This window comes from Streptomyces sp. 796.1 (genome assembly GCF_047525675.1).
Taxonomy (GTDB): domain Bacteria; phylum Actinomycetota; class Actinomycetes; order Streptomycetales; family Streptomycetaceae; genus Streptomyces.
In genome coordinates this window covers 95,900-121,130 of the sequence record NZ_JBLIWA010000020.1, presented here as the reverse complement: position 1 = coordinate 121,130, position 25,231 = coordinate 95,900, and the positions used below count along the sequence as shown (strand labels likewise).

Annotated in this window: 18 protein-coding genes; 9 read left to right on the top strand and 9 right to left on the bottom strand. The window is 71.9% G+C overall.

Annotation, left to right across the window (positions count from 1 at the left end; all coding sequences use genetic code 11):
* Positions 1-213 precede the first annotated feature (213 nt).
* Together ACMA1D_RS16005 and ACMA1D_RS16000 are read right to left on the bottom strand one after the other, a co-directional pair.
* Complete coding sequence (locus ACMA1D_RS16005; protein ID WP_414724640.1) at positions 214-672, bottom strand: Lrp/AsnC family transcriptional regulator; 459 nt, start codon at positions 670-672, stop codon at positions 214-216.
* A 137-nt stretch (positions 673-809) separates the two neighbouring features.
* Positions 810-1,160: a hypothetical protein gene (locus ACMA1D_RS16000; protein ID WP_414724639.1), complete on the bottom strand. Its 351-nt coding sequence runs from the start codon at positions 1,158-1,160 to the stop codon at positions 810-812.
* Between the two features lie 737 nt (positions 1,161-1,897).
* On the opposite strand from ACMA1D_RS16000, the gene ACMA1D_RS15995 reads away from it, so the two are divergent.
* From ACMA1D_RS15995 to ACMA1D_RS15980, 4 genes are all read left to right on the top strand, one after another.
* Positions 1,898-3,169, top strand: coding sequence for an ATP-grasp domain-containing protein (locus ACMA1D_RS15995; protein WP_414724638.1), 1,272 nt, complete (start codon positions 1,898-1,900; stop codon positions 3,167-3,169).
* 190 nt (positions 3,170-3,359) lie between these two features.
* Positions 3,360-4,079 (top strand): 2OG-Fe dioxygenase family protein, encoded by a 720-nt coding sequence (locus tag ACMA1D_RS15990; protein WP_414724637.1) that lies wholly within the window; start codon positions 3,360-3,362, stop codon positions 4,077-4,079.
* Positions 4,076-5,836, top strand: a complete 1,761-nt coding sequence (locus tag ACMA1D_RS15985; protein WP_414724636.1) for a diaminopimelate decarboxylase family protein — start codon at positions 4,076-4,078, stop codon at positions 5,834-5,836. The genes ACMA1D_RS15990 and ACMA1D_RS15985 overlap by 4 nt, the downstream gene beginning before the upstream one ends.
* Positions 5,833-6,639 (top strand): hypothetical protein, encoded by an 807-nt coding sequence (locus ACMA1D_RS15980; RefSeq protein WP_414724635.1) that lies wholly within the window; start codon positions 5,833-5,835, stop codon positions 6,637-6,639. Before ACMA1D_RS15985 ends, ACMA1D_RS15980 begins: the two co-directional genes overlap by 4 nt.
* Here ACMA1D_RS15980 and ACMA1D_RS15975 read toward each other — a convergent pair.
* On the bottom strand, positions 6,576-7,877 hold the full coding sequence (locus ACMA1D_RS15975; RefSeq protein WP_414724634.1) for an MFS transporter: 1,302 nt from the start codon (positions 7,875-7,877) through the stop codon (positions 6,576-6,578). The two genes, ACMA1D_RS15980 and ACMA1D_RS15975, sit on opposite strands and share 64 nt — an antisense overlap.
* 60 nt (positions 7,878-7,937) lie before the next feature.
* Here ACMA1D_RS15975 and ACMA1D_RS15970 point away from each other — a divergent pair, with 60 nt between their 5' ends.
* The 4 genes from ACMA1D_RS15970 (at position 7,938) to ACMA1D_RS15955 (ending at position 14,253) form a co-directional block, all read left to right on the top strand.
* Entirely contained in the window at positions 7,938-9,077 is a 1,140-nt protein-coding gene (locus tag ACMA1D_RS15970) for a GNAT family N-acetyltransferase (RefSeq protein WP_414724633.1), read from the top strand.
* 362 nt (positions 9,078-9,439) lie between these two features.
* A complete protein-coding gene (locus tag ACMA1D_RS15965; protein WP_414724632.1) occupies positions 9,440-10,462 on the top strand; it encodes an aminoglycoside phosphotransferase family protein in 1,023 nt (340 codons plus the stop codon).
* Between the two features lie 358 nt (positions 10,463-10,820).
* Positions 10,821-13,103: a HelD family protein gene (locus tag ACMA1D_RS15960; protein ID WP_414724652.1), complete on the top strand. Its 2,283-nt coding sequence runs from the start codon at positions 10,821-10,823 to the stop codon at positions 13,101-13,103.
* 238 nt (positions 13,104-13,341) lie between these two features.
* Positions 13,342-14,253 carry a phosphorothioated DNA-binding restriction endonuclease gene (locus tag ACMA1D_RS15955; protein ID WP_414724631.1) on the top strand — a complete coding sequence of 304 codons (912 nt, stop codon included), beginning with the start codon at positions 13,342-13,344 and terminating at the stop codon, positions 14,251-14,253.
* Between the two features lie 223 nt (positions 14,254-14,476).
* On the opposite strand, the gene ACMA1D_RS15950 is transcribed toward ACMA1D_RS15955, so the two are convergent.
* From ACMA1D_RS15950 to ACMA1D_RS15935, 4 genes are all read right to left on the bottom strand, one after another.
* The gene (locus tag ACMA1D_RS15950) at positions 14,477-16,126 is read right to left on the bottom strand and encodes a serine/threonine-protein kinase (RefSeq protein WP_414724651.1); all 1,650 of its coding nucleotides are present in this window, start codon (positions 16,124-16,126) and stop codon (positions 14,477-14,479) included.
* A 534-nt stretch (positions 16,127-16,660) separates the two neighbouring features.
* The gene (locus tag ACMA1D_RS15945) at positions 16,661-17,302 is read right to left on the bottom strand and encodes a hypothetical protein (RefSeq protein WP_414724630.1); all 642 of its coding nucleotides are present in this window, start codon (positions 17,300-17,302) and stop codon (positions 16,661-16,663) included.
* Positions 17,299-18,006, bottom strand: coding sequence for a hypothetical protein (locus ACMA1D_RS15940; RefSeq protein ID WP_414724629.1), 708 nt, complete (start codon positions 18,004-18,006; stop codon positions 17,299-17,301). The genes ACMA1D_RS15945 and ACMA1D_RS15940 overlap by 4 nt, the downstream gene beginning before the upstream one ends.
* A 506-nt stretch (positions 18,007-18,512) precedes the next feature.
* Positions 18,513-19,445, bottom strand: coding sequence for a LysR family transcriptional regulator (locus tag ACMA1D_RS15935; protein WP_414724628.1), 933 nt, complete (start codon positions 19,443-19,445; stop codon positions 18,513-18,515).
* Between the two features lie 544 nt (positions 19,446-19,989).
* Between ACMA1D_RS15935 and ACMA1D_RS15930 the strand changes: the two genes are divergently transcribed.
* Positions 19,990-21,309: an MFS transporter gene (locus tag ACMA1D_RS15930; RefSeq protein WP_414724627.1), complete on the top strand. Its 1,320-nt coding sequence runs from the start codon at positions 19,990-19,992 to the stop codon at positions 21,307-21,309.
* A 407-nt stretch (positions 21,310-21,716) separates the two neighbouring features.
* Here ACMA1D_RS15930 and ACMA1D_RS15925 read toward each other — a convergent pair whose 3' ends face one another.
* Positions 21,717-23,711 carry a M6 family metalloprotease domain-containing protein gene (locus ACMA1D_RS15925; RefSeq protein WP_414724626.1) on the bottom strand — a complete coding sequence of 665 codons (1,995 nt, stop codon included), beginning with the start codon at positions 23,709-23,711 and terminating at the stop codon, positions 21,717-21,719.
* A gap of 602 nt (positions 23,712-24,313) precedes the next feature.
* Positions 24,314-25,228: an FAD-dependent oxidoreductase gene (locus tag ACMA1D_RS15920; RefSeq protein ID WP_414724625.1), complete on the bottom strand. Its 915-nt coding sequence runs from the start codon at positions 25,226-25,228 to the stop codon at positions 24,314-24,316.
* Between the last annotated feature and the right edge of the window lie 3 nt (positions 25,229-25,231).

The following is a 25,231-nucleotide window of genomic DNA, read 5'->3' as shown; positions in this document are numbered from 1 at the left end:
TTGCAGCGCATCGCGTTGCGTCGTCGGAGAACGTAGGAGACCGGTGGGCATGTCTTCAGCCCGTACCGGGAGTTGGTGACAGTTCGTCGGCGGCCGAGGCTCGGGGGCGGTGTTGTGGCCGGTGGGGGCGACGGTTCGTCGGTGGTGGGTGGGTGGGGTGGGGCGGCGTGGGGCAGCCTTGGTGGGCGGCTGGTCAGGGCGCGGGGCAGCGGGTCAGGTCCGCTGTGTCGCCTCGGTCGAGGTGAGGACGATCGTCGTGATCACCTGGCGGACGCCGTCGATCGCCATGATGTCGTCCAGCAACTGCTGGAGTGCCGCCGTGGTGGCGGCCCGTACCTTCAGCAGCGCGCACCACTGGCCGGTCACCCGGTGGCACTCCTCGACCATCGCCTCCGGCGTGGCCGTCTCGAACATCCTGTCCAGGACCTTGCCGAGTTCGGCATGGTCGGCCTGCACCGATACGAAGGCGCATACTCCGAGGTCGACGGCGGTCCAGTCCACCACCGCCCGGTAGCCGCGGATCACGCCGTCCCGTTCGAGCCGCTTGACGCGCTCGTGCACGGCCGGGCGCGAGACGTGTACGCGCCGTGCGATCTCCTCGTGGCTGATCCGCCCCTGCGCGGAGACCAGCCTGACGATCTCCCTGTCCACCTTGTCCAGGTCCTTGGGCATGGCCGTGCCGTCCGTTCCGTCGTGCGCTCCTGCATGGGTGTGGTGACGCGCGTGGGTCGTGTGCCTCGGGGGTGGGTCCATTGTGCGGGGTGGGGGCCCGGGCCGCGGCGGGTGGGCAGTCTTCGCCGCCCGCTCGTCTACATCGCCACGCCGCCGCCCACTCCGTACGGAAGGTTCTGCCAGTCCCCCGTCGCTCCGCGGACGAGTTGGTGGAGGCGTTCCTTGCCTTCGGTGGTCAGTACGTCGCGGAGGCAGGCGCAGTCGGCGAGCGGGTGGCCGTTGACGAGGCAGGTGTAGATGCCGGCTATCTGTAGGCCCCGTGCGGCTGCGGTGAGTTGCGCGTCGAAGGGGAGGGGAATGCGGCTGGCCAATTCCCGGGCGAAGACCCGTTCGATGCGGGGGCGCCCCAGGGAGGCGAAGAATCCGGCTGCGAATCGACCCACGGCGGCGTGCAGTTGGTCTTTGCCGTTGAGAATGCTGCGGGCCAACCGGGCGATATCCGCGCAGCCCCGCGTGCGGTGGTGTGTTACCAGGGTTTTCCACGTGTCGGCGGCGACATAGGTCGTGGCGCGGGCAGCAATGCGGGCCGGGGCGTCGCCTTCGGTGAGGCGGTTGCGGGTCCTTTCTGCTTCAGTCGTTCGCAGCCGTTCCTGGGCGGTGACTGCTGAAACCGTTCGCAGCGAAGGGCGCGGGGCGCCGGCGGCTGTGGGGGTGGACGCCCTGCGGGGTGCCTGGCGGGCGGGCCGAGCCCGTTTCGCAGGGGGTGTACGGGGTTTTGGCACCCGCCCTGCCGGTCTCCCCTGGTGCTGGAAGCACCGCAGGTCAGGGCCGGTCACTCGCCTTCGGCACAGGGTTCCGTCGTCCGTCTGAGCACGGCACCGATACACCGTGGCTGGAGTGTGGCGAGTTGTCGCATGGGCAGACAAGTAGGTCCATTCGGCCAGTACAGGATGAATTCCGCGCCGAGTAGCCGGCTCTAGGGGGGCACCACACCGGTTGACCGACGGTCGGCAGCGCGGGCCGCCGGGCCCACGTCGCCGACCGCCCGACCGCCCCGCCCCGCCCCCGCGCTCGCCGCGGCAGGTCTCCCGGGGCCTGCGCCCGCGCTCATTTCCGTACCTGGCGCGCGGGCCGCGGGAAGACGGTACGCGGTTTTTCCGAAAGAATCGGCCGATGCTGGGGAGGTGCTTGCGTCGTGGTGAATGGGTCCCCTAGCCTCGCCGATATGCCGGTCAATGACGGAACCGTATTCGCCATGGTCGATGCGCAGCTTTCGTCCTCTGGCCTCCTCCCTCTCAAGATCGCGCATGAGTTGGGTTACGAGGTCGTCTTCGTCAGCAACGACCCTGAGCGCTACCAGGGAATCAGCAACTATTCCGAGATCTTTTCGCACTGCGTCTCCAAGGTGATCGTGGGCGATACCAACACCTCGGACGGCATCCTGCGCGCGGTCGAAGGACTGGTCGCCGGCGAGCGGCTTCGGGCGCTCTACACGCACTGCGACTACAACCTGCCGCTGGTCGCCGAGGCAGCCGCTGAGCTGGGACTTCCCGGGCTCTCGCCGGCTGCTGCGCGCATCGCGCGAGACAAGTTGGAAACCCGTCGGGTGTGCGCGTCGAGCGGAATTCCCGCGCCGGGATTCGCACATGCCACCACGGAATCCGAAGCACTGACCGCCGCCCGTCAGTTCGGGTTCCCCGTCATCGTGAAGCCGATGACCGAATCCGCCAGTACCGGAGTCTCCCTCGCCTTTACCGAATCCGAGGTCAGCGAGCATTTCCAGCGCATCGCCGGGCAGCAGTACGACGCCCGCGGGCAACGTCGTCGGGCCGGCGCATTGATCGAGGAGTACGCGCTCGGCTATGAGGTGAGCGTGGAGACGGTGACCCATGAAGGGCACACCACACTGCTCGGAGTAACCGACAAACTGCTCAGCCCCGCACCGTACTTCGCCGAATTGGGTGACACCTTTCCGTCCACCCTGCCCGAGTCGGTCACCTCCGTGCTCGCCCGGACGGCGCTCGATGCGCTCGCGGCCATCGGCTTCGACTTCGGCGCCGCCCACACCGAGCTGCGGATGACGGCCGATGGACCGAGACTGATCGAAATCAACGCGCGGATCGCCGGCTCCGAGATCGCCGGTCTGGTGGAGCTCGCGCACGGCATCGCGTACCGCGAGCAGATCGTCCGTATGCACCTCGGCGAGCGGCCCGACCTCTCCCCCACCCGCAGCGGCGGCGCGGCCTCCCGGCACGTCCGGGCGCAGGAACGCGGCACCGTGCGCGCGGTGCGCGGGGTCGAGCTGGCGCGCCGGATCGCGGGCGTCACGGCGGCCGAGGTCACGGCCTCGCCGGGGGCCGAGATCGCCCCGCCCACCAGCAACCACGAGCTGTACGGGTACGTGCTGGCCACCGCGCCCACCTCCGCCGAGGCGGGGCGCACCGCCGATGCCGCCCTGGCCCAGATCGCCCTCGACGTCCGGCCCACCAGCGCCTGACCACGGCGCCCTGCCGCGCCCCGCCCCCGCCCCGGGCCTGGCCGCCCGCGGCTGACGCCACCGCCCTCAACCGGCCCGCGCCCGGTCGCCGCACCGCACCACCTGCGGTCTCCGGCAGCGCCGCACTGATCCACCGACGGAACCGCCGTACTGATCAACGCTGATCAACCGATGAAAGGGGATCGTCGTCATGAGCGACTCCCAGCACGGCACGTACCGCGTGATCGACATTCCAGCGCCCGGACCCGACGTCCTGGCCGAGTTCGAGCAGTTGCCCCGGGACGAGTTCACCGGCGGGCGGCAGCGCTTCCGCCGCTTCTCGCAGTACAAGATGGCCTTCGACTCCGCCGGCGGTGACTGGCGGCTGGAGTTGCTGCCGCACCGGCCGTTCCTCCAACCGCGGCAGGTCAACGGGTTCGTCGGCGGGGTCCAGCGGCCCTTCGAGCCGCTGCGGATCGACCCGACGCCGCAGATCGCCGCCGGGGCCCGGGCGCTCGGCCTGGACCGGGAGCGATGTTGGCAGCTCAACGTGCACCAGTGTCGGGTCATCTCGGCGCCGGGCATCCGAGGCGTGTCCGTACCCGAGGGGCCGCACCGCGACGGCCACGCGTACGGCATGCTCGCGGTCTTCGGCCGGCACAACATCACCGGGGGCACCAACCAACTCCTGCCGAGCGGTGGGGGCGAGCCGTTCTTCGAGGTCACGCTCATGCCGCAGCAGGCGCTGGTGTACGAGGACGGCGCGATGTGGCACCACGCGACCGACATCGAGGCGCTGGACGAGCGCGGTGGCCACCGTGACCTGTGGATCGTCGCGATCAATCCGTGGGAGCAGCGGAAGTACGGGGCGGAGTTCGAGCGCCTTGCCCTCGCCGGCGACGGCGGTGCCTCCGTACCGACCGGGGCGTGAGGGCCGTGTCGGATACGCCGGTCGAGCCGCAGGGCCTGCCGAAACCGGTGTCCCCTGCCGCCTCGCCCGCCCCCGTCGCCCCACCCGTTCCGGCGCCCCCGCCCGCCCCTACTCCCCCACCCGGGCCAGCCGACCCCGCCCACCCGGTCGCCCCAGACCACCCGGTCGCCCCAGACCACGCCGCCAGCCCCCGGCGACCCGCCGGCCCCACTGACCTCACTGACCTCACTGACCCTGCCGAACTCGCCGAACTCGCCGAACTCGGCGAACTCGCTGGAATCGGCGCTCGTTTCGGCACCCCGCTCTACGTGCTCGACCTGGAGCGGCTGCGCGCCAACGTGGCGGGGCTGGCACGCGCGCTCGCGCCGGACACGCCGCTGTATTCGCTCAAGACCAACCATCTGCCGGCGGTGACCGAGGTCGTGCGAGCGGGCGGATTCGGGGTCGACGTGGTGTCCGGGTACGAATTGCGGGCCGCCCTGCGCGCCGGGTTCGCGCCGGAGCGAATCGTCTTCAACGGACCGGTCAAGACGCCGGAAGAGTTGCGGACCGCGGTGGCGCACGGGGTGTTCGTCAACATCGACGGCGAGGAGGAGATCGACGCCCTGGCTGCTGCCGCCGCCGGCCGGGGCCGGCCGCTGCCGGTGGGGCTGCGGGTCTTCCCGCCGCACGACGTCTACGCGGGGCCGCCGCCACTGCCCGACCGCCAGACGCCGTCGAAGTTCGGTTGGCCGCTGGCGACCGGCGACGCCGACCGGCTGGTGGAGGCCGTACGGCGCCGCCCCGAGCTGCGGCTGACCGGCCTGCACTGCCACCTCGGCTCGCAGATCACCAGCGTGCCGGCGCTGTTGGCAGCCCTGTCGGCGGTCGTCGACTGGGTGGCGACCCGCTGTACGGGGCTGCCGCTGGAGGTGCTGAACCTCGGTGGCGGCTTCGGCGTCCCCGGCATCCAGCGGATCAAGGGGGCGCTCGCCGGGCTCAGCCAGGTCCGGGCCGCCGCGGTGGAGCCGGAGGCGCCGGAGCGGTTCGAGCCGGCTCAACTTGCCTCAGGAGTAAGAAAGTTGCTGGCCGAGCGGGGGCTTTCTCAGCTACGCGTGTGTTGGGAGCCTGGGCGGGCCGTGGTCTCCGACGCAATGACGCTGCTCACCCGGGTCGCCGCGGTCAAGCGCACCGCGGTGGGCACCTGGGTGCTGCTCGACGGCGGACTGAACCTGCTGCCCACCGCGGGCGTGGCCGAACGCCACCACTACCGGGCGCTGCGGCGCGAGGCCCCGGACGCCTCGTTCTTCCTGGGCGGGCCGCTGTGTTACGAGGGCGACGTCTTCTCGCTCGACGCCCGGCTGCCGGCCGACGTACGGCGCGGGGACTTCATCGCCGTACGGGACGCCGGCGCGTACAGCACCACCCGCGCCACCAGCTTCAACCGGCCGCGGGCAGCGGTGGTCGCGGTGCAGCGTGGGCGGGCCGAACTGGTGTGGCGGGCGGAGACCGACGAGGACATCTTCCGGTTCGCGGTCCCGCAGCGCGGCGCGGCGGACACGCGGCCGGCCACGGCGGCCCCCCGCGCCGATGCGGGTGCCCCATGGACCGATGCGGCTGGCCCACGGGCCGATGCGCCTGGTCAGCGCGCCGATGCGGCTGGTCCACGGGCGGATGCGGCTGCACAGCGGCCCGCCGTGGCGGACCGCACGAGAGGCCCGCAGCCCGGCTGCGCCCCGCCCTTCCCTCCGTTCCTCCGGCCCGAGGAGTCCCGTTGAGCGAGCACGGTACGAGCCGTTCGTCCACAGCGGGCGGCGACTGTCCTCAGGTCGTGGCGGTCTGGGCGGTGCCCCGTTCAGTCTCCACGGCCTTCGAGAAGACCTTCTCCCGTCGCTCGGACACCGAGGTGGTGCACGAGCCGTTCACCGACTGCTACTACTTCGGGCCCGAGCGGCGTTCGCGCCGTTACGGCGACCGGGCACAGTGCGCGGCGTACGACCGGCAGGCCGCCGGTGCGCAGTTGCGGTCCGGCGCCGCGCCGGTCAGCTTCGTCAAGGACCTGGCCTTCCAGGCCGGCCCCTACCTGGGCGACGAGGTGTTGCACCGCACGGTCAACACGTTCATCCTGCGGCACCCGCGGCGGGTGTTGCCCTCGCTGACACCGCTCAAACCGGACTTCACCGAGGACGAGTTCGGCTACACGGCGCTGTACGCGCTGTTCCAACGGGTGGTGCGGGAGCTGGGGCAGCCGCCCGTGGTGGTGGAGGGCGACGTGTTCCGCGCGCATCCGGAGGCCGTGCTGCGCGGCTACTGCGACCGGGTCGGGCTGGCCTTCCAGCCCGCGATGTTGCACTGGCCCGACGGGCACATCAGGAGTTGGTCGGCCGGCGAGGCCGAGTCGCAGGCCAAGTGGCACAAGACGCTGGAGGCCAGCCGGACGGTCCTGCCGCCGGACGCGCCGGGTGAGGTCGTGGTGGCCCCCGAGCGGCGGGGCCAGTACGAGCGGGCCGAGGAGATCTACGCGGAGTTGACGTCCTTCGCGCTGCCGGTGTCCGCCGCCGCCACGGCGGTGGCCGGCTGAGTGCGGGCGGCCAGCACGTCGGTCAGGGTGTAGACCGCGCCCGAGAGCAGTGCGAGTGCGAAGACCGCCTGCCACAGCCGCGTATCGCCGTACGACTCGCGCAGTGGCAGGCCGAGGCCGGGGGCGAGGGCGCTGCCCAGCCAGATGCTGGCGGTGAGGACGCCGACGTAGGCGCCCCGGTGCGCGTCCGGGGCCAGCCGGAGCGGGGCGTCCTCACTGGCCGGGCCCCACACCATGTCGCCGATCAGGAAGGTGACCACCACGACGGCGACCGCGCCGATGGCGGCGCTGAGCGGCAGTACCAGGAACGCCGCGCCCATCACGGCGGTGCCGGCGGCCAGCCGCAGCCGTGGGGCGACGCCCGCCGTCCAGCGGCTGATGCGCAGTTGCAACAGCACCACGAGGACCGGGCCGAGCGAGTACACCACGCCCCAGGTGGCCGGGGCGATGCCGTAGCTCTGGGTGAGGGCGATGGGCAGCACGGTCTCGTACGCGTAGACCACCGTCCAGGCGGAGGTGGTGGCGAGCATCAGGGCGTACAGCCGCCAGTCGCCGAGCATGGCCAGGCCCGCGCTCCGGCGCGGCCGGGCGGCCCCGGAGGTGCCGGGGGCGTCCGGGGCGCCGGGGGCGGGTGCGCCGGCGCCCGGGGTGCGGTAGGGCACGCGGAGGGCGGTGAGGAGCGAGAGGGCGTAGAGGGCGGTGACTTCCAGGTGCAGCAGCCACCAACTGTGGTCCACGAGTCCGGCGCCGAGCAGCGGCCCGGCGAACGTGCCGACGTTGATGATCAGCCGGTAGCCGGCGAACAGTTCCTCGCTGCGGCTGTCCGGCGCCGCGTCCACCAGGGCGATCCGTTGGGCGACGCCGCGCAGCGGCTGGAGGAAGGTGACGGCGACGAGTACGACGCAGGCGGTACGGACGCCGACGCCGGGCAGCAGCAGGACCGCGCAGCCGGTGACCTGGCCCGCGGCGCCGAGGTGCACGGCGGCGCGCGGCCCGAACCGGTCGGTGATCCTGCCCCCCAGGTAGCCGCCGCAGACGCCGGCGAGACCGGCCACGACGTACGCGGCGGACGCCTGCCCGGCGGAGGCGCCGAGTTCGCCCACCAGCCAGGGGCCGAAAAAGGTGGCGAACACCGAGAGGGCCGCGAAATTGACCCCGATGGAGGTCAGTGGCCGACGCGCCGGACGCGGAATGTCGGAGCCCAGGACCCGCCGCATCAGAAACTCCGTATTCGGCATGTACACGAGTCAACCAGCGCATCCGATACACCGTCAAGACAATCGAATGGAGGGCGCATTATGGCGCCGCCGATAGCCCCCTGCGAAGAGGTCGACCACCTCGCCGACCTCGATCTGGAGCGCTGGGACGCATCGCTGGGAGCACACGATTTCTACGCCTCTTCGACCTGGCTGCGCATCGCCGCTGACACCGCCGACCTACCTCCCTGCTATCTCCGTACGGCCTACTCGGACGACCAGCATCTAGCCACTCTCGCCTGCTATCCGATGGCCGCCGACTCCCCTTTTCCTTTCTGCCGTGCGGAATTCCTCGCCACGCGTTTCCTCACCTCCTGCGCGACGGGTTCCGGTGCCCGTACCGCCGCGTCGTTGATGCCGGCGCTCTTCCTCGGTGGCCGGAATCCGGCGCACACCCGGATCGGCACCGGCGGCCTGGAGCCGGGGTCGGACGCGGAGCGGGCCGTGCTGGACAGGTTGCTGACCGGCGCCGAACGCGCCGCTGCCGCGCGCGGGCTGCGCAGCGTCGGCATGCTCTACGTCGACGAGGACGCCGCGCCGCTACGGCAGGCGCTCACCGAGCACGGCTACGTGGCGTTCCCGCACCACGAGGCGGCCGTGCTGACCGTCCCGGCGGGCGGCTTCGACGCGTACGCGCGCGGGGCGGCCGACTGCCCGCTGACGGCGAACATGCGGAACAACGTGCGGCGCGAGCGGAAGCGGCTGACGGCCGCCGGCGTGCGCTACCGCGCCGGCGGACTCGACCCGGCCGCGCTGGCCACGGCAGACCGGCTCGAAGGGTGGCTGAACCGGAAGTACGGAACCTTCGACGACGCGGCAGTGCGCCGGCTGCGGGAGCGGATCGCCGCGCACGCGGGTGACGCGGCCGGGCTTGAGTTCGCCGACCTCGACGGGCGGACGGTCGGCTCGCTGCTGTACTTCCGCCACCGCGACGAGCTCTACGTCCGCACGGTCGGCTTCGACTACGCGGCGACCGACGGCCTGCCGGTCTACTTCGGGCTGCTCTTCTACCACCTCATCGAGCGGGCCGCCCGGTGCGGCGTGCGCACGGTGCACTACTCGGTGGGCAGCGCGGAGGCCAAGCGCCGCCGCGGCTGCCGCCTCGTCCGCCAGCACGCCTACGTGAAGGGGCTCGCCCCCGGTCTGCACGCGGCCTTCGCGGATGCGGTGGCGGCGGGGTAGCACGGCGACGGCGGGCCCGGGCCGTTCGTGGTGCCGGCGGGCCGGTGGCGGTGGCGGTGGGCCGGTCACGGTGGCGTCGCGGGCGGGGCCGGCCGGTGGGTGAGGGGCCGGGCGGTTGCCGGTGGGCGGGCGGTAGTTGCCGGTGGGCGGGCTGAGCGGTTGCCGGTGGGGAGCGGCCAGCCCGCCGGGGGAAAATGCGCCGCGTCATGCGGGGGCGCCCGGTTACCGTGTGGCCATGCAATGACGCCTGCCCGCCGCCCGGGCACCACCTCACCTCCTTCGTCACCTCGGCGCTTCGTCACCCCAGTGGTGCGCCACCTCGGCGACCGCTGGAACCCGAAATCCACGAAGGAGAAGTCGACATGAGTTCCTCCCCCTCGGGCCCGCCCCCGGGAGGCCGTGCACCCGACCCCGCCACACCGGCCAACCACGCACGCCCGCACGCGCGATTCCACGCGCGCTCCCACACCAAACCCACCGGACTCGTCGTCCCCGACGCGTTCGCCGCCTCGTACGCGCTCGTCAGCCCCACCGGGCGGGACTGGGTGGCCGGGGTGCCCGCGCTGGCCGAGGCGATGGTGGAGCGCTGGGAGCTGCGTATCGAGGGGCCGGTGAGGTACGGGATGGCCTCCCTGGTAGCGCCCGTGACCTGCGCGGACGGCACGCCCGCGGCGCTGAAGTTGCAGGAGGTGCGGGAGGAGACGGCCGGTTCGGTGGCCGCCCTGCGGGCCTGGGACGGTGATGGCGTGGTGCGGCTGCTCGACCACGATCCGGCCACGGCCAGCATGCTGCTTGAGCGGCTGGACGCGGCCCGGCCGCTGTCGGCGGTGGCCGACGACGGCACGGCGATGCCGGTCATCGCCGATCTGCTGGTGCGGATGACGGCGCTGCCGGCGCCCGCCGGGCTGCGCCACCTCGCCGACATCGCCGCGGAGATGGTCGAGCAGACCGCGGGCGCCGTCGGCGCGCTGCGGGAGCCGGCCGAGCAGAAGCTGTTGCGCTACTGCGCGGACGCGGTCGCCGAGCTACTGCCCGAGCCCGGGGACCGGCTGCTCCACTGGGACCTGCACGGCGGCAACGTGCTGGCCGGCGTGCGGGAGCCGTGGCTGGCGATCGACCCGGAGGCGCTGGCCGGCGACCCCGGGTTCGAGCTGCTGCCTTCGCTGGATGACCGCTGGCCGCCGGGCGTCACGGCGGACGAGGTGGCGCGTACGGGGCTGCGCCGCTTCGACCTGCTGACCGAGGCGCTCGGCCTGGACCGGCAGCGGGCCGTCGGCTGGACGCTCGGCCGCGTCCTCCAGAACGGCCTGTGGGACGTCGAGGACGGCAAGCACGCCCTGGAGCCCACCCAGGTCACCCTCGCCACCGCACTCATCGACCGCTGAGCCCACCCGTCGTACGGCCCCGGCGCACGGGCCCCGCCGTCCGAGGACCGCCGTACGGGCCTGCCGTACGAACCCGCCGTACGGGCCGGGACGATCCGCCGCGGACACGGGCACGGACACCGACCTGCACGCGCACGCCCACGCGCGCACGGGGACGCGGAGGCGGACGCCCACGCAAACACGAACACGGGCGGGAACACCGGCGCGGAGATAGAAAAGGACGAGCCCCGGATGAATTGACATCCGGGGCTCGTCCCTGCATATATTAAAACCTTCATGCCCGCTCAAAGAATGGCATGAAGGAGAAACTTTCTGCGAGCAGCATATCCCGTCAGGAGTGAAATTGTCAACCGAGGAAATGCGGCAGGAACAACAATTCATTACCGGCGTCTATGCCCGCCTCGACGAGCTGCGGGAACAGGCGGCCGATGCGGTGCGCGAGGCGCTGGCCCCGGTCGGGAACGGTTTTCAGGCCAGGCTTGAGCGGGATGTGCGGGTGGCGGAGCGCGCCGGCCTGCTCCAGGCGATCGAGACCGGTGAGAACGGGCTCTGTTTCGGTCGGCTCGACTTCCGGGACGGATCGACCCACCACATCGGGCGCATTGGAATTCGCCGGGACGACCCGTCCCGTACGCCGTTGGTGGTGGACTGGCGGGCCGAGGTGGCGCGGCCGTTCTACGTGGCGACCGGGCACTCCCCGATGGGGCTGCGGCGCAGGCGTCACATCAGCACCGAGGGCCGCACGGTCACCGCGCTGCACGACGAGTTGATGGACCTCGGCGACCCGACCCGTACCGGGCACGAGGGCGCGGACGCCGACGAGGTCCTGCTCGCCTCGCTGGACGCGGCCCGTACCGGGCGGATGCACGACATCGTGCGGACCATCCAGGCCGAGCAGGACGCCATCATCCGCGCCCCGCACCAGGGCGTGCTGGTGGTGGAGGGCGGCCCGGGCACCGGCAAGACGGTCGTGGCGCTGCACCGGGCCGCGTACCTGCTGTACGAGCACCGGGAGTTGCTGGCCCGCCGCGCGGTGCTGGTCGTCGGCCCGAACCCGGCCTTCCTCAGCTACATCGGCGACGTGCTGCCCTCGCTCGGCGAGACCGGAGTGCTGCTGGCCACGCTCGGCGAACTCTTCCCCGGCGTGCGCGCCACCGGCGCCGACACGCCGGCAGCGGCCGAGGTCAAGGGCCGGGCCGCGATGGCCGACGTGCTGGCCCGCGCGTTGCGGGACCGGCAGGTGGTGCCGGAGCGTGCGATCGAGATCGACCACGACGGGTACGGGACGCTGTCGCTGGACCGGGCGATGGCCGAGGACGCGCGCTGGCGCGCGCGGGAGAGCGGGCTGCGGCACAACCTGGCCAGGCCCGTCTTCGCCTTCCACGTCATCGACGCGCTCACCGCGCAGTTGGCGGAGCGGATCGGCGCCGACCCGTTCGGCGGGCCGAACCTGCTGGGCCCCGACGACATCGCCCAGTTGGGCAAGGAGATCGCGACCAGCCGGGCGGTGCACGCGGCCATCGACGAGCTGTGGCCGCAGCTCACGCCGCAGCGGTTCGTCGCGGACTTCCTCGCCGACCCGGTGCACCTGGACGCCGCTTCGACCGAGCTGATCCGGCGCGCGGACGGCCCCTGGACCCCGGCGGACGTGCCGCTCCTGGACGAGGCGGCCGAACTGCTCGGCGAGGACGACAGCGCGACCCGGGCCGCCGAGGAGGCCGCGCGCCAGGAGCGGATCGCCTACGCGCAGGGCGTGCTCGACCTGTCGGCGGGTTCGGAGACCTACGAGTTCGAGGACGAGGAGTCGGAGGTGCTGGCGGCGCACGACATCATCGACGCCGAGCGGATGGCCGAGCGGCACGAGGAGGCCGACCACCGCAGCGCCGCCGAACGCGCCGCGGCCGACCGGACCTGGGCGTTCGGCCACATCGTCGTGGACGAGGCGCAGGAACTGTCGGCGATGGCGTGGCGGCTGCTGATGCGCCGCATCCCCACCCGCTCGATGACGCTGGTCGGCGACCCGGCGCAGACCGCGGAGGCGGCCGGCCTCGGCTCCTGGGAGCGCGTCCTTCAGCCGTACGTGGCCGACCGCTGGCGCCACGTCAGGCTCGGCGTCAACTACCGCACGCCGGCGGAGGTGATGGAGGTGGCGGCCGGCTTCCTGCGCGCGCACGACCCCGCGTTCGCGCCGCCGGGTTCGGTCCGCTCGACCGGGGTGCGGCCCTGGTCGCTGCGGGTGGCCGCGGACGGGCTGGCCGGTGCGGTCGCCCGGGCGGCCAGCGGCGCGCACGCCGGCGGCCGTACCGCCGTCATCGCCCCGTCCGACCTGCACCGCGACCTCCTCGCCGCCCTGCCGGAAGCGGCCCACGGGCCCGTCCCTGACCTCACCCGGGACCTGGTCCTGCTCGATCCGCGGCAGGCCAAGGGGCTGGAGTTCGACACGGTGCTGGTGGTGGAGCCCGCCGCGTACGGCGTGAGCGACCTGTACGTCGCCCTGACCCGCGCCACCCAGCGGCTCGGCGTCCTCCACGCCGGGGAGTTGCCGGTGGGGTTGGCGGGGACGGAGGGACTTGAGGTGCTTGAAGCGCTGGACGGGCTGGACGGGCTGGACGGGGTTGCCGGGCCGACGGGGGCTGTCTGACGGCACGCGGTCGCAGGGGCCGGTGAGGTCGCCCGGGGCCGATGAGGTCGCCCGGGGCCGATGAGGTCGCCCGGGGCCGGTGAGGTCGCAGAGGCGAGCAGGGTGGGGGCGGGCGAGGTCACGACAGCCGGCAACGTCGTACGGGCACGGGCCGGGGTCGAGCCGCTGACGGCGGGGAAACCGCTGGTCAGACCGGCCGGCGGCCGGATTGTCAGTGGGGCCGGATACGCTCGCAGGCATGAATTGGCCCGAGCGCATCGCACAGTTGCGGCAGTGGACCCGGGGCGGCACGCGCGCCCCGCACAAGCCGCTGCTGGTGCTGTACGCGCTCGGTCACTTCCAGCGGGACGCGGACGCGCAGCTCCCGTACACCGCCGTGGAAGCGGACCTCGGCCGGCTGCTCGCGGAGTACGGGCCGGCGCACAAGACCACCCCGGCCTACCCCTTCCACCACCTGGTCACCGACGGCGTGTGGGAGGTGCGCACCGCCAGCGGTGCCGGCAGTCCGGGCCCGCTGGTGCGGGAGTTGCGGGCGTCGGGGGCCGCCGGCCGGCTGGCGCCCGAGTTGCGCGCGGCGCTGCGCGGCGAGCCGGAGCTGCTCGGCCGGCTGGCCCGGGTGCTGCTCGACCGGCACTTCCCGCCGTCCCTGCACGGCGAGTTGTGCGAGGCCGTCGGCCTCGACCTGGAGCCGGCGGACGAGGCCAGGCTCATCGCGGCCCGCCGCCAGCGCGACCGCAGGATGCGGAACCTGGTGCTGACGGCGTACGAGTACCAGTGCGCGTTCTGTGGTTACGACGGGCAGCTCAGCAGCGCCGGCGCCGGTATGCAGCCGGTGGGGCTTGAGGCCGCGCACGTGCGGTGGTGGGCCTTCGAGGGTCCCGACGAGGTCGAGAACGGGCTGTGCCTGTGCTCGCTGCACCACAAGCTGTTCGACAAGGGTGTCCTCGGCATAGGCGATGACCTGCGGGTCCTGGTCTCCCAGCAGTTCGTGGGCCGCAGCCGGGCCGCCCGCGAACAGGTCATAGCCCTGGCCGGCCGCCCCGTGCTCGGCCCGCAGCCGGGGTCGAGCCCCGTCGCCGCGGACCACCGCACCTGGCACACCGAGCAGGTCTTCCGCGGCACGGCCCGGCCGGCGATACCGGTGGGCTGACGGCACGGGGACGTCTCCTTGACCGGGGTGCCCCTCTGACCGAGGTGTCCCGTTGCCCGTGACCGGGACGTCCCTTCGGCCGGGTCGACCCAGTCAGCTTGGCGGGAGCCCACAGCCCGCCCGACCGACCCTGCCCCCTCCAACACCCCAGCCGCGCGGCCCTCGACCCGACAGCACCGGATCAAGTACGCATCACAGGATGAAACCACAGGGAAAATGACCTCTAAATGATCGGCCCCTCGTTCCGCCACCTGACCAATGCTTCCCTGTCTTTACTCTCAGCCACGACGACAAAGTACTCCTTGTGCATGTCGACGTAGAAATCATTCTCGAAGGTCCAACTGATCGTGGAGACGTCGAGCGCATTCTCATGAGTGAACAATTCGCCAATTCTCGCCCCATATTTGTCTTCCACTGAACTCTGGTACGGGAAATCGTTCACACTCAAGGTAATCTCACTCAGGTCACTCTTTGGCTCGCCTCTCTCTCCATCGTCCTGAACTTCCCCTTCCTCCCTTTTGACGAATGATTCAAATTCATACATATCCTGCTTTACGGGAAATGAGGCGACGCGCACAGAAATCCCATTGGCCTCGGACTCGGAGAGGGCCGTACCTGCGCCATATTTTGGTGTACATGAGAGCGTGACGTTTGCTCCAGGTATCCGGGATAGACCTTCCACGGATTTACAATCCAACAATGCGTGCTTGACTCGATCATTGAGGCGCTCCTCGCCCTCAGTGATTTCGCGAGGCTTCTCTACTGGGGTTTCAGGCACAGTCGCATCTCTGCTCGGCTTAGCCTCCGGGGCGCCATCTCTTCCCTCGCTGTCGCCATTCCAAGGGCCGATCCAGATGACGAAGGACGCGATTCCCGCGATGGCAAGTACCGCGGAACCTACAGCAAACCACTTCCTCGATTTTCTAGCCGCAGGTGCAGGTGGAGCCGGAGCTGCGGAATCACTTGGCGGGATGGCTGAGTTTTTCGGCGCCGACACTGAAACCACAGTGAACTGGTCGGGCAGCCACCCGGCCTCAGGGAGCACCTCAGTCAGGCCGAGCCGGTTTCCCACCTCCCGGCACATGGAGGCCACCTCGGCAGCTTCGGGCCGATCAGCGGGGTTCATCGCCAGGCAGCTACCAATCAGGGCCCGCAGCGGTTCCGGGCAATCGGTAAGATCCGGTTCGCCACCCATAAGGTAAGGAATGGCGGCGAGCAATTCATCCGCGAAAGGATGGAATCCCGTCGCGGCGACATGGATGGTCAACCCCAGGGCGAATACGTCCACGGCCGACGTGGTTGGCGTATCGCGCTTAAATTGCTCGGGAGCCATGAAGGCTGGGGTGCCGATGCGGGTGTTGGTGCCCGTCAGAGAAGTGGGGTCCAGAACTCGCGCGATGCCAAAGTCGATCACGGATAATCCACTTTGGGTCAGGACGACGTTTCCCGGCTTGAGGTCCCGATGGATGATGCGGGCGGCGTGGATGGTTTCCAGGGCGTCCGCAACGCCGGCCGCCAATCCTATACATGTTCTGATCGGAAGCGAGCCATGAGTGGAAATGGCTTGCGCCAGCGATACACCTGGAACGTACTCTGTGGCCAGCCAGGGCATCGGCCCTTCGATATTGCTGTCCACTACGTTTGCAATGTACTGCCCTCGCACACTTCGGGCAGCCTGCACTTCCCGTTCGAACCGCTGCCGAAAACGCGGATCCATCGCGAGGTCAGGGCGCACTGTCTTGATGGCGACTGGTTGCCCCCCGCGTGTGGCTGAAAGATATACTGCCCCCATCCCGCCGGTTCCCAGGCGGCCTTGGAGTACGTATCCCGAGATGACGTCTGGGTCCCCCTGGCCTAATGAATGCACCACCATGTGTATCCCCCCGATCTCCTCATGACTGGAACTGCTCATCCTATCCAGCCTTCCAACTTCGCGAGGAGTCTTGCCGTCAAGTCGTTGGCTCGAAATGCCGTAGAGGTCCTTCGCCCGCACTCGTTGAAGGCGTCGCGGTTCAAGTGCGCTGATGGGGACATTGGTGGCGAACGCGGTGGGCTGTAGCCCACCGCCCCGACCACGGCTGGCTCGGCCCGCAGCACGACGCCGGCCTGCGACGTCGCCGCATGGCCAGCGACAACGACGAGGCACACAGGACTCACGCCTTGTGCCACGGTGGTCGGCATGGATCGGCAGTCCGAGAGCCCAGAACTCTGGGCGTTCCTGGGGTCACTGCACCATGGCGAGATCCTGTCGGGCACCCGTCTCGCCGATCGAACGCTTCGGGTCTTCGTGGCCCTGGACGACGCCCCTGATCGTCCGACACTGCCCAGCGTTGGATTCACCGTGCCCCCGAACTGTCCTGGCGGCGCTTCGACCGCTGCCACAGCAGCCGCCGGTACTTGCCCCCCCTCACCCCGCCCCGTACCAAGCCCCCACCAGCGCCGCTCCCGCCACCAGCCCCAGCGCCAGGACGAGCGCTCCCGGGGGGAGGCCCTTGGGGTGGAGGGTGCGGGCCGGGGGTGGGGCGGGGAGGTGGGTTGCTTGGGAGCGGTGTTCGGCGGGTGGGTTGTTCGGGAGGATGACGCGCCAGGGTTGCTGCGGGTCGTACTCGACCACGGCGCGGTCCCGGTGCAGCAGCCCCTGGAGGTCCAGCGGGTGCCGGAGGCGGATGCGGTACGGCGCGTGGCCGGCGGGCGGCACCACGGTCAGGTCGAACTCGAAGGCGCTGTCCGGCGAGCGGGGGTCGCCGGCCGGGCCGTTGGTGGTCCGGTCCACGGCGCGCACCCGGTGCACCACGGCCGGCGCGTAGGCGCGCGGACCGCCCTCGCGCAACGGCCACGCCACCTCCTGCGTCGTCGTAATGCCCGCCTCGCCGATGGCGCCGAACGCGGCCAGCACCAGGGCGCTGGTGAGCAGGCCGACCAGGAGCAGCCAGCGCGGCCCGGAGACGGCGCCCACCGTGAGGGCGGCGAGGCACAGGCCGGTGACGGCGGCGGAGAGCAGCGGCAACACGGTGAACAGCCGGCGGACGGTGAACGGGACGGTGCTCATGGCCGGCTCCACAGGGTGCGCGGGGCGATGGCGACGCGGATGCGGCGGGCGTCGGCCGGGTGCTGCTTGTCGTAGACGGCCCGTACGGTACGGCGCAGCGCGATGCGTTCGGTGACGGCCGGGACCTCGTACGCCACGCCCTTCTCGTCCTCGAAGGCCACGGTGACCTCGCCGTACTTGCCGCTCACCGAGCGCCAGCCGGAGAGCGTGGCCTCGGCCGTCGCGTACCGGCCGGTCAGCCGGCGCAGGGCGGCGCTGCGGCGGAGGCTGACGGCCGCTCCCCACCAGGCGAGGACGGAGCCGACGCCCACCACGCACCACAGGACGGTGAGCCAGTCGGAGACGGAGTGCGTGGAGATCGGCAGCATGATGTGGAAGGCGGTGACCGAGTCGTGGCCGACCAGCCCGTCGGCCACGGCGTCGTGCCAGCCGACGATGCAGGCCAGGGCGCAGAACACGGCCACCGTGCCGCCGGCCGCGCGGCGCAGGAAGCGGGTGGCGAGGAGGCCGAGCACCGCGCCGGTGGCGATGCCGAGGAGGGGTGCGCCGGCCGCGAAGGAGTCGCTGGAGCAGCCTTGGGAGTCGCAGGTCCACTCCACGTCGGCCGCCTCGTAGCTCGCCGCGTGCCACACCAGCCACACGTGCCAGGCCAAGAGCGCGCACGCGAGCGCGCGCAGCCCCGTTCCGTAGGCTCTCCGTCGCACGCCGCCGGCCCCCGCTCCTGTGCGGCCCCCCTGTGGTCCGGCCGCGTCGTCCCCAGGACGATAACGGCCCCGGCCGCGCCCTGTCGGTGAGCTCCACCACGGAGCGGGGCGGGGGCTCGGCTGCCGGAGCTGGCCCACGGGTCAGCGCGGGGTGCGGGGCCGGGTGGGGTGCGGGGCCGGCCGGGGGCTGCTGGGGCGAGTGGGTCGGGCGGGTCCTGGTACGGCCCGTGGGCTGGGTGGCCGGGTACGGGTGGCGCGAGTGGCGGGCGGGGCGGGGAAGCCGACGGGGCGGGGCCGGCCGGGGGCTTGGACAACGCGCGCATCCGGATTCGGTATGGCTGGCATACGAAGTCTTTATTGGCCTTCCCGGCCGCGGCGGGACAGGATTTCGGTACGTGCCCGACCCGGGCGCGTAGGAGTTTCTACGGGAGGTTTCCCGTCATGCGGAAGCGAATCCCCACACAGAAATGCGCGGCACTTATCCATGGCCCGGCGCCTTTCTGCGTTCAGGAGTGCGGGGCGGCGGTGGGCGCATTTCCGGCATCGGCCCCGCCGGCGGGAAAGGCCGTGCGCAGATGGCGGATGAAGGCACGGGCCGCGGGGCCGTGTGGGCCGGCCGCGCGCCAGCCGAAGGCGAGCGCGGCGCGCAGGTCAGGATCGGTAAGCGTGATCGTCCGCAGCGCCGGGGCGCGGGAAGTGGCGTACGGGGCGGGCAGGATCGCCACGCCGAGGCCGTTCGCGGCGAGTTCGGCCAGCACTCGCGGGTCGCTGGCCTCGAAGGCGATCTGCGGCGTAAAGCCGGCGGCGGCGCAGCCCGCTTCGACGGTGGCCCGGGCGCCGACGCTGTAGTGGAAGGTGATCAGCGGCTCGTCGCGGAGACCGGCGAGCGGCAACTGGTCCCGGTCAGCGAGGTGGTGACCCGGGCTGACCGCGGCGACCAGCGGTTCGTCCGCGACGGTCAGGGTGTCGATGCCAGGCGGCAGCGCGGCCGACGGGGCGAACACCACGGCGTCGAACTGGCCGTCCTGCAACCCGCCGAGCAGCCGGTCCGAGGTCGCCTCGGCGAGCGTCATCTCGATGGCCGGGTGGCGGGCGTGGAACACGGCGAGCAGTCGCGGCAGGTCGTGGGCGGTCGCCGATGAGGTGACCATGCCGAGCGAGACCCGACCGCGCACCAGCCCCGTGTGGTCGGCCACGGTCTGCCGCACCTCGGCGACGGCGGCGAGCGCCGCCCGGGCGCTGGGCAGCACCGCGGCCCCCACCTCGGTGAGGCGCACGGTGCGCCCGGAGCGGTCGAGCAGGGGCTGTTTGAGTTCGCGTTCGAGTTGCCGGATCTGCGTGCTCACACCCGGCTGGGCGACGTGCAGTTTGGCCGCCGCCTTCGTGAAGCTCTTTTCTTCGGCGACCGCGACGAAATACTCCAACTGCCGTATCTCCATGGCCATTCAGCGTAACAGGGCGACCAGATTCCCCTTCGCCGAAACCCGTCGCCTGGCCCGCTCGCCCCGGTGAATTCCGCCCGGCCCTTCCGCCGCCCGCCGCCCCTCTTCCGCTCCACCTCTTCTGCTCCCCCTTCTCCTGCTCGTCCCCTCTCCTGCTCGCTCCCTGCTCTCCCCCGCTTCTCCGTTCCGCCGCATTCCACCCGCCTCCCGCGGGGGCCACGCCCAGCCCACCATCGGAATTGCGCAGGCCGGTCACCGGTGCGCGCACGAGACGAGGAACCTTCCCATGCCAACACCACCGGACGCCCCCCGCGTACCGCACGCGGTCCCCGACCCCGCCACCGCGGAAGGCGCAGTCACCGACCGCGCGCCGGCAGACCGCGCGCCCACCCCCCACGCCGATGCCGAACGCCCAGTCGCGGGGCCGCGCGAAGGGGGAGGGGGCGCGGAGCCGCGCGAAGGGAGAGGGGATGCGGGGCCGCGGGACCGCCCGGCCGCCACCCCGCAGGGCCGCCCCGCGGCGGGCCCCGCGTGGTGGAGCGTGCCGCTGCTCGGGTTCGGGGTGTTCGCGGTGGCGACCAACGAGTTCGTGCTGGCCGGCATGTTGCCGCAACTGCGCGACGGGCTCCATGTGTCGCTGCCGACCGCGGGCCAGGTGGTGACGGTGTACGCGCTGGCCTGCGCCCTGCTCGGACCGGTGCTCGCGACGGTGACCGCGGCCTGGTCGCGCCGGCTCACGCTGCTGTCCGCCGCGGTGATTTACCTGGTGGGGACGGTCGGCGCGGCCCTCGCGCCGACCTTCGGGCTGCTGCTCGTGGCGCAGGCGGTGGCGGCCGGCGGCACCGGCCTGTTCGTACCGGTGGCCGCGGCGACGGCGGCGGCGCTGGTGCCGCCGGAGCGGCGCGGGCGGGCGATCGCCACCGTGTTGACCGGCTTCACGGCCGCGACGGCCTTCGGCGCGCCGCTCGGCACCGCGTTCGGCAGCGCCTTCGGCTGGCGGGCGACCATGTGGTTCGTGGCCGCGCTGGCCGTGGTGGGCATCGCCGGCCTCGTGGCGGGGGTGCCGCGGGAGATCAGCACGCCACCGCCGGAGGGGCTGCGCAGCCGGCTCGTACCGCTCGCCGACCGCCGCGTGCTGGTCACCCTGCTCACCACGATGGTGGCGTTCACCTCGGTCTACGTCCTGTACACCTACATCGCCGAGGTCTTCGAGCCGGCGACCGGCGGGGCCGGTGGGAAGGTGGCCGTGCTGATGTTCACCTTCGGCGCGGTCGCCATCGTGGGGAGCTACGCCGCCGGCGTCCTCACCGACCGGGTCGGTGGGCGCGTCGTGATGGCGCTGTGTCTGGTGTGGGTCCTGGTGTGCATGTTGGCGCTGCCGTTGGTGACCGGTTCGTTCGCGGCCTCGATCGGGTACGTCGGCGTACTGGCCGTTGCCGGGTTCAGCATGAGCGCGCCGCAGCAGCACCGGTTGATCGGCCTGAACCCGCCGCTGGCCGCGGTGTTGGTGTCGCTGCACGCCTCGATCCTGTACCTGGCGATCGCCCTGGCCGGCGGCGTCGGCGGCCTCGGCGTCTCGCTCGGCGGCGCGGACAGCCTCGGCTTCGTCGCGGCGGCACTCGCACTGATCGCACTCGGCCTGTCAGAACTGGCCCACCGGGTGGCCGCGGGGCAGCCGGAAACGGGTGGGGATGCGGGTGCGGGTGAGGATGCGGGTGGGGATACGGATACGGGTGGGGATACGGACGCGGGTGCGGAGGGCCCGGCTCCGGTGCCGACCCCGGCTTCCGTACCGAACCCGTCCCCCGTACGGGATCTACGAGGTCCCGCACGGGAACGGGCCCCGGGCGACGCCCCCTAGCCCAGGGCCTGCCCGTAGGCCAGCAGCCTCCAAGCGCGCGGGCAAGCGCCCCGCACGGGCAAGCTCACCGGCCAGCCCAAACGAGCCGAGCCACCCACCGCGGGCGGAACCCACGCCGGGAGCGAGCCCCCGCCAGGGCGAGCCCACGCCAGGAGCGGGCCCGCACCAGGAGCGAGCCCACCTCGGAACCAGACCCACGCCGGGAAGCGGGCCCATGCCGGGGCCCGTTCGGCGCCGCCGTCCGTACCGACCCAGAAGCTGGGCTGGCCGGTACGGGCGGCGGCGCACCTCAGAAGTCACCCCGCGGGACGCCTCGGCCCGTTCCGCGGAGGTGGACCCACGCCGCAGCGATCAACCCGCGCCACAGCCCACGGCGCCGGCCTCGGCCCGCAACGCGGGCAGCCGCCTCAGTGCCCGGACTTGTGCAACGTGCACGTCGCCTGTGCGGTCTTGCTCGGGTCGCTCTCGGAGCGGGCCGTGAGGGTGATCTCGCCGCGCGGTGCGGCGCCGCGGTCGGCCGTGACGGCGACGTCGACCGGTACGGAGGAGCCGGCGGTCGCGGTCGCGAGGCGGTTGGGCAGCCATGCCTTCCAGCCGCGCCCGGTCGCCTTGGCCGACAGCCGGTAGACGTCGGAGTCCAGGTAGGCGCTGACGTCCTCGGGGTGACCTGCGGCGTCCGCGGTGCCGCTGCCCGTGTTGGTCAGCGGGAAGGTGCACACGGCGCGCTGCTTCATCGGCTTGCCGCGCGAGGCGCCGCGGTCCAGGTCGAGCCCACGGGCCTGCCGCCCGGCGCCGTCCAGGGAGCGGACGCCGACCGTGTACGACAGGACGCCGGCCTTGTCGCGTTCGATGTCGAGCACGTAGAAGTGCAGCCGGTTGGCCTTGTCCACGTACTCGTACGAGCTGCCCGAGTCGGCGCCCGCGTGGAACAGGGCGTCGCTGAGCTGCCGGTAGTCGCCCATGGTGATTTTCTGCTCGGTGCCGTCGGGGCGCTTGAAGTCCACCATGTCGATGTCCTCGGGGTGCGCGTCGACGACCCAGGCGAAGGGCGCGCGGTCCGCGTTCTTCGTCTTGCTGAACATCACGCCGTTGTCGGGCGTGAAGGAGTCCATGCCCATCCGGTCCACGACCTCGACGGTGTAGTTCTGGTAGCCGCCGCCGTCGCACAGCGGGTCGGTGGCGCGGTCGCACTCGGGCGAGAGGTCGCGGCCCATGGTGATGTTGACGCCGGTCAGCCCCTTCGCACCGGGCGGCGCGGAGCGGGCTGTGACCTTGGCGACCACGAGCCCGGAGCCCTTGAGCGCGTCCCGGTCCAGCCGCAGCACGTTGTTCTCGCCGACGATGCCGAGCTTGAGCTTGTCGCGCAGCACGTGGTGGGCGCCCATCGAGGCGCCCGCGGTGGCCGGCGTCTGCCACCGGGTGTGCGGGCCGCCGGGACCGTTGAACGAGCCCCGCGAGAGCATCCCCCAGATGCCGGTGTACGAGCGGCTGAGCGGCTTGCCGTACGGGTTGTTGTAGTTGTCGGCGATGCCCAGGATGTGGCTGAGTTCGTGCGCGAAGACCGCCATGCCCGAGCTCTCGGCCTGGGTGGAGGAGCCGTCCGCGGCGTTCGGCCAGATCCGGGCGGCGGCCTGCCAGGACGTCCACGGCACGTACCGCGTCTTGGCCGCGTTGCTGCCGTCGGCGGTGGGCTTCGGCGGGCCCCAGGCGGCCGGTACGGTCTTCGGGTCGGCGAACTTCATCTGCCCGAACTCCTGCCAGGCGGACGACTCGTCGACGCCGGCGGTCAGGAAGAAGACGAAGTCGAAGTCCTTCGGCCGGTCGGCGCCCACGTCCGCGATCCAGGCGCGCTTGCCGTCCGCGCGGATGTCCTTGCCGCAGGTGTCGCCCACCGGACAGGCACCCGGGTTCATGCCCGGCTCGATGCCGTACTGGTACGACTTGTGCGGCATCTTGTAGACCCCGAAGGCCGTCAGGTCCACGCCGACCCGGCCGCCGGAGTCCTCCATCCAGTACTCGTTGATGGTGTGGCCGTGGTTCAACTTGCCGGGCTTGTTGAGGAAGTCCTCGTAGAACTGCGGCACCTTGGCGCGCGGCACGTTGGAGGCGTCCGGCACCGGGTTGCCGAACTTGGCCTTGCCCGCGGGCTGGGTGACCGAGAACCCCTCGTCGGGGTAGTCGAGCAGCACCAGCGCGCCCTTGAAGGTCCGGTCGGTGGGCTTGACGTTCGGGTTGGCCCAGTCGGTGCCGGGCACCGAGCGGTACTCGGACCAGGTCATGTCGTCCGGGTTGCGCCAGTTCTGCGGGTCGATCGGCTGCGCGAGGGCGGGCCGCTCCGGGCGCCCGTGCCCGTCGGCCTCCGGCGAGGCCCCCGCGGGCCCGACGGCCAGCGAGGCCACCACGCCGATCCCCAGCGCGAGGACGCCGAGCCGCCGGGCCCGCCGCAGTCCGCGGGGTGTGCGGAGCGCACGGGGTGCGCCAAGCGCACCGGGCGCACCGCCACGGGTCGCCGCCGGCCGCGGGCCGGGCGAGTGGTCAGAGTCGGATATGGAGGGAATACCGGGCGCGGAACGACCGCCCCGATCACCGAGTACGCGACGCACGCGCGGACGACGGAAGGACAAGACTCACCTCGTGACCTGAGATTTTCGGACATGGACATGGCAAGTCGAACGATGGGGATCTCCCACCGCGGTCAAGGTAAGGCGGGGGACGGCGGCGCGCCAGAGTGCGGACACGGGACTTCTGGGGTGAGGGCGACTGCGCGTCGAGCGGGGTGGGGGTTGGTGGGTGTCGGCGGGGTGGGGCGACTGCGCGTCAAGCGGGCTACGCGGGGTGTGGAAAAGAACAGCGCCCTCGCCGAGGTGGGTCCACGGCGGGGCGCTGGCTCACCCCTGGACGGGGCGCGGAGACCGCAGTGCCAATGGCAGGGATGCGGCGGCAGGCTGGGAGTGTTCCTGTGCCCCTGAACGCCCTCCTGCGCCGCCGTACGGCGCTGACGCGGTCATTCCCTGGCAGATAGTCCCCGAGTCGCGTAGTAAGCGTGCAGCGCGGCCTCGCTGCCGGAGCCCAGAGCGGTCATGATCCGTTGGAAGCGGGCGGAGCGGAGATCGCCGGCCACGATGATGCGGGGGTGCTGGTCGGTGGGCGGGCAGTATCCGTCCGCACCACGGGCCAGCTCTCCGGGTGGGGCGGTGGGCGCGTTGCCGATGCTGAGGTAGACGGTGTCCGCCGTGACCGTCCGCCGGACGCCGCCCTGGCCCACCGCTTCCGCTGATACCTGGGCGCCTTCTCCGCAGGTCAGCGTCAGGTGCTCGACGGGGAGGAGGGTGACTCGGGGGTCCTCGCGGATCTCCTCGGTCTTGTACGCGTCGGTCTCCGGGTACGCCACGAGCAGGCGGGTGTCGGTGGTCGGGTGGGCGCGCAGGAAGGTGCCGATCGGGCGGTCGCCGCCGAGGACGAGGAGGGTCCGACCTTCGGCGTCGTCCGCCCCGGCCTCCCAGAGCGGGGGCAGGGCCAGGCCGTCGGGGGCGGTGGTCCAGGCCACGTCCCGGGGCTGGAGGGGGCCGACCCCGGTGGCGACGATCGCGTAGGGGGCGGCGAGGCGGGTGTCGGTGTCCACCGTGGCGCTCACTCCGTCGTCGTCAGCGTGGAGTGCGGTGACGCGTCGGCCGAGTTCGAGGCGGCACAGCTCCGTGCTCTTCAGCTCCGCGACGATGGAGTCGGCGAGCTCGGGGCCGCTGGTGTAACCGCCGAGGACGTTGTTCAGGGCCGGGATCCGGTAGAGGTTCCGGCACAGCCGGTCCGGCTCGACCAGGATCGAGTGCATGCCGACGCTGGCGGCCATGCGGGCGGCGGCGCAGCCGGCCGGGCCGCCGCCGATGATGATCAGATCGGTGTCGTACAGCGTGTCGGCCATGGG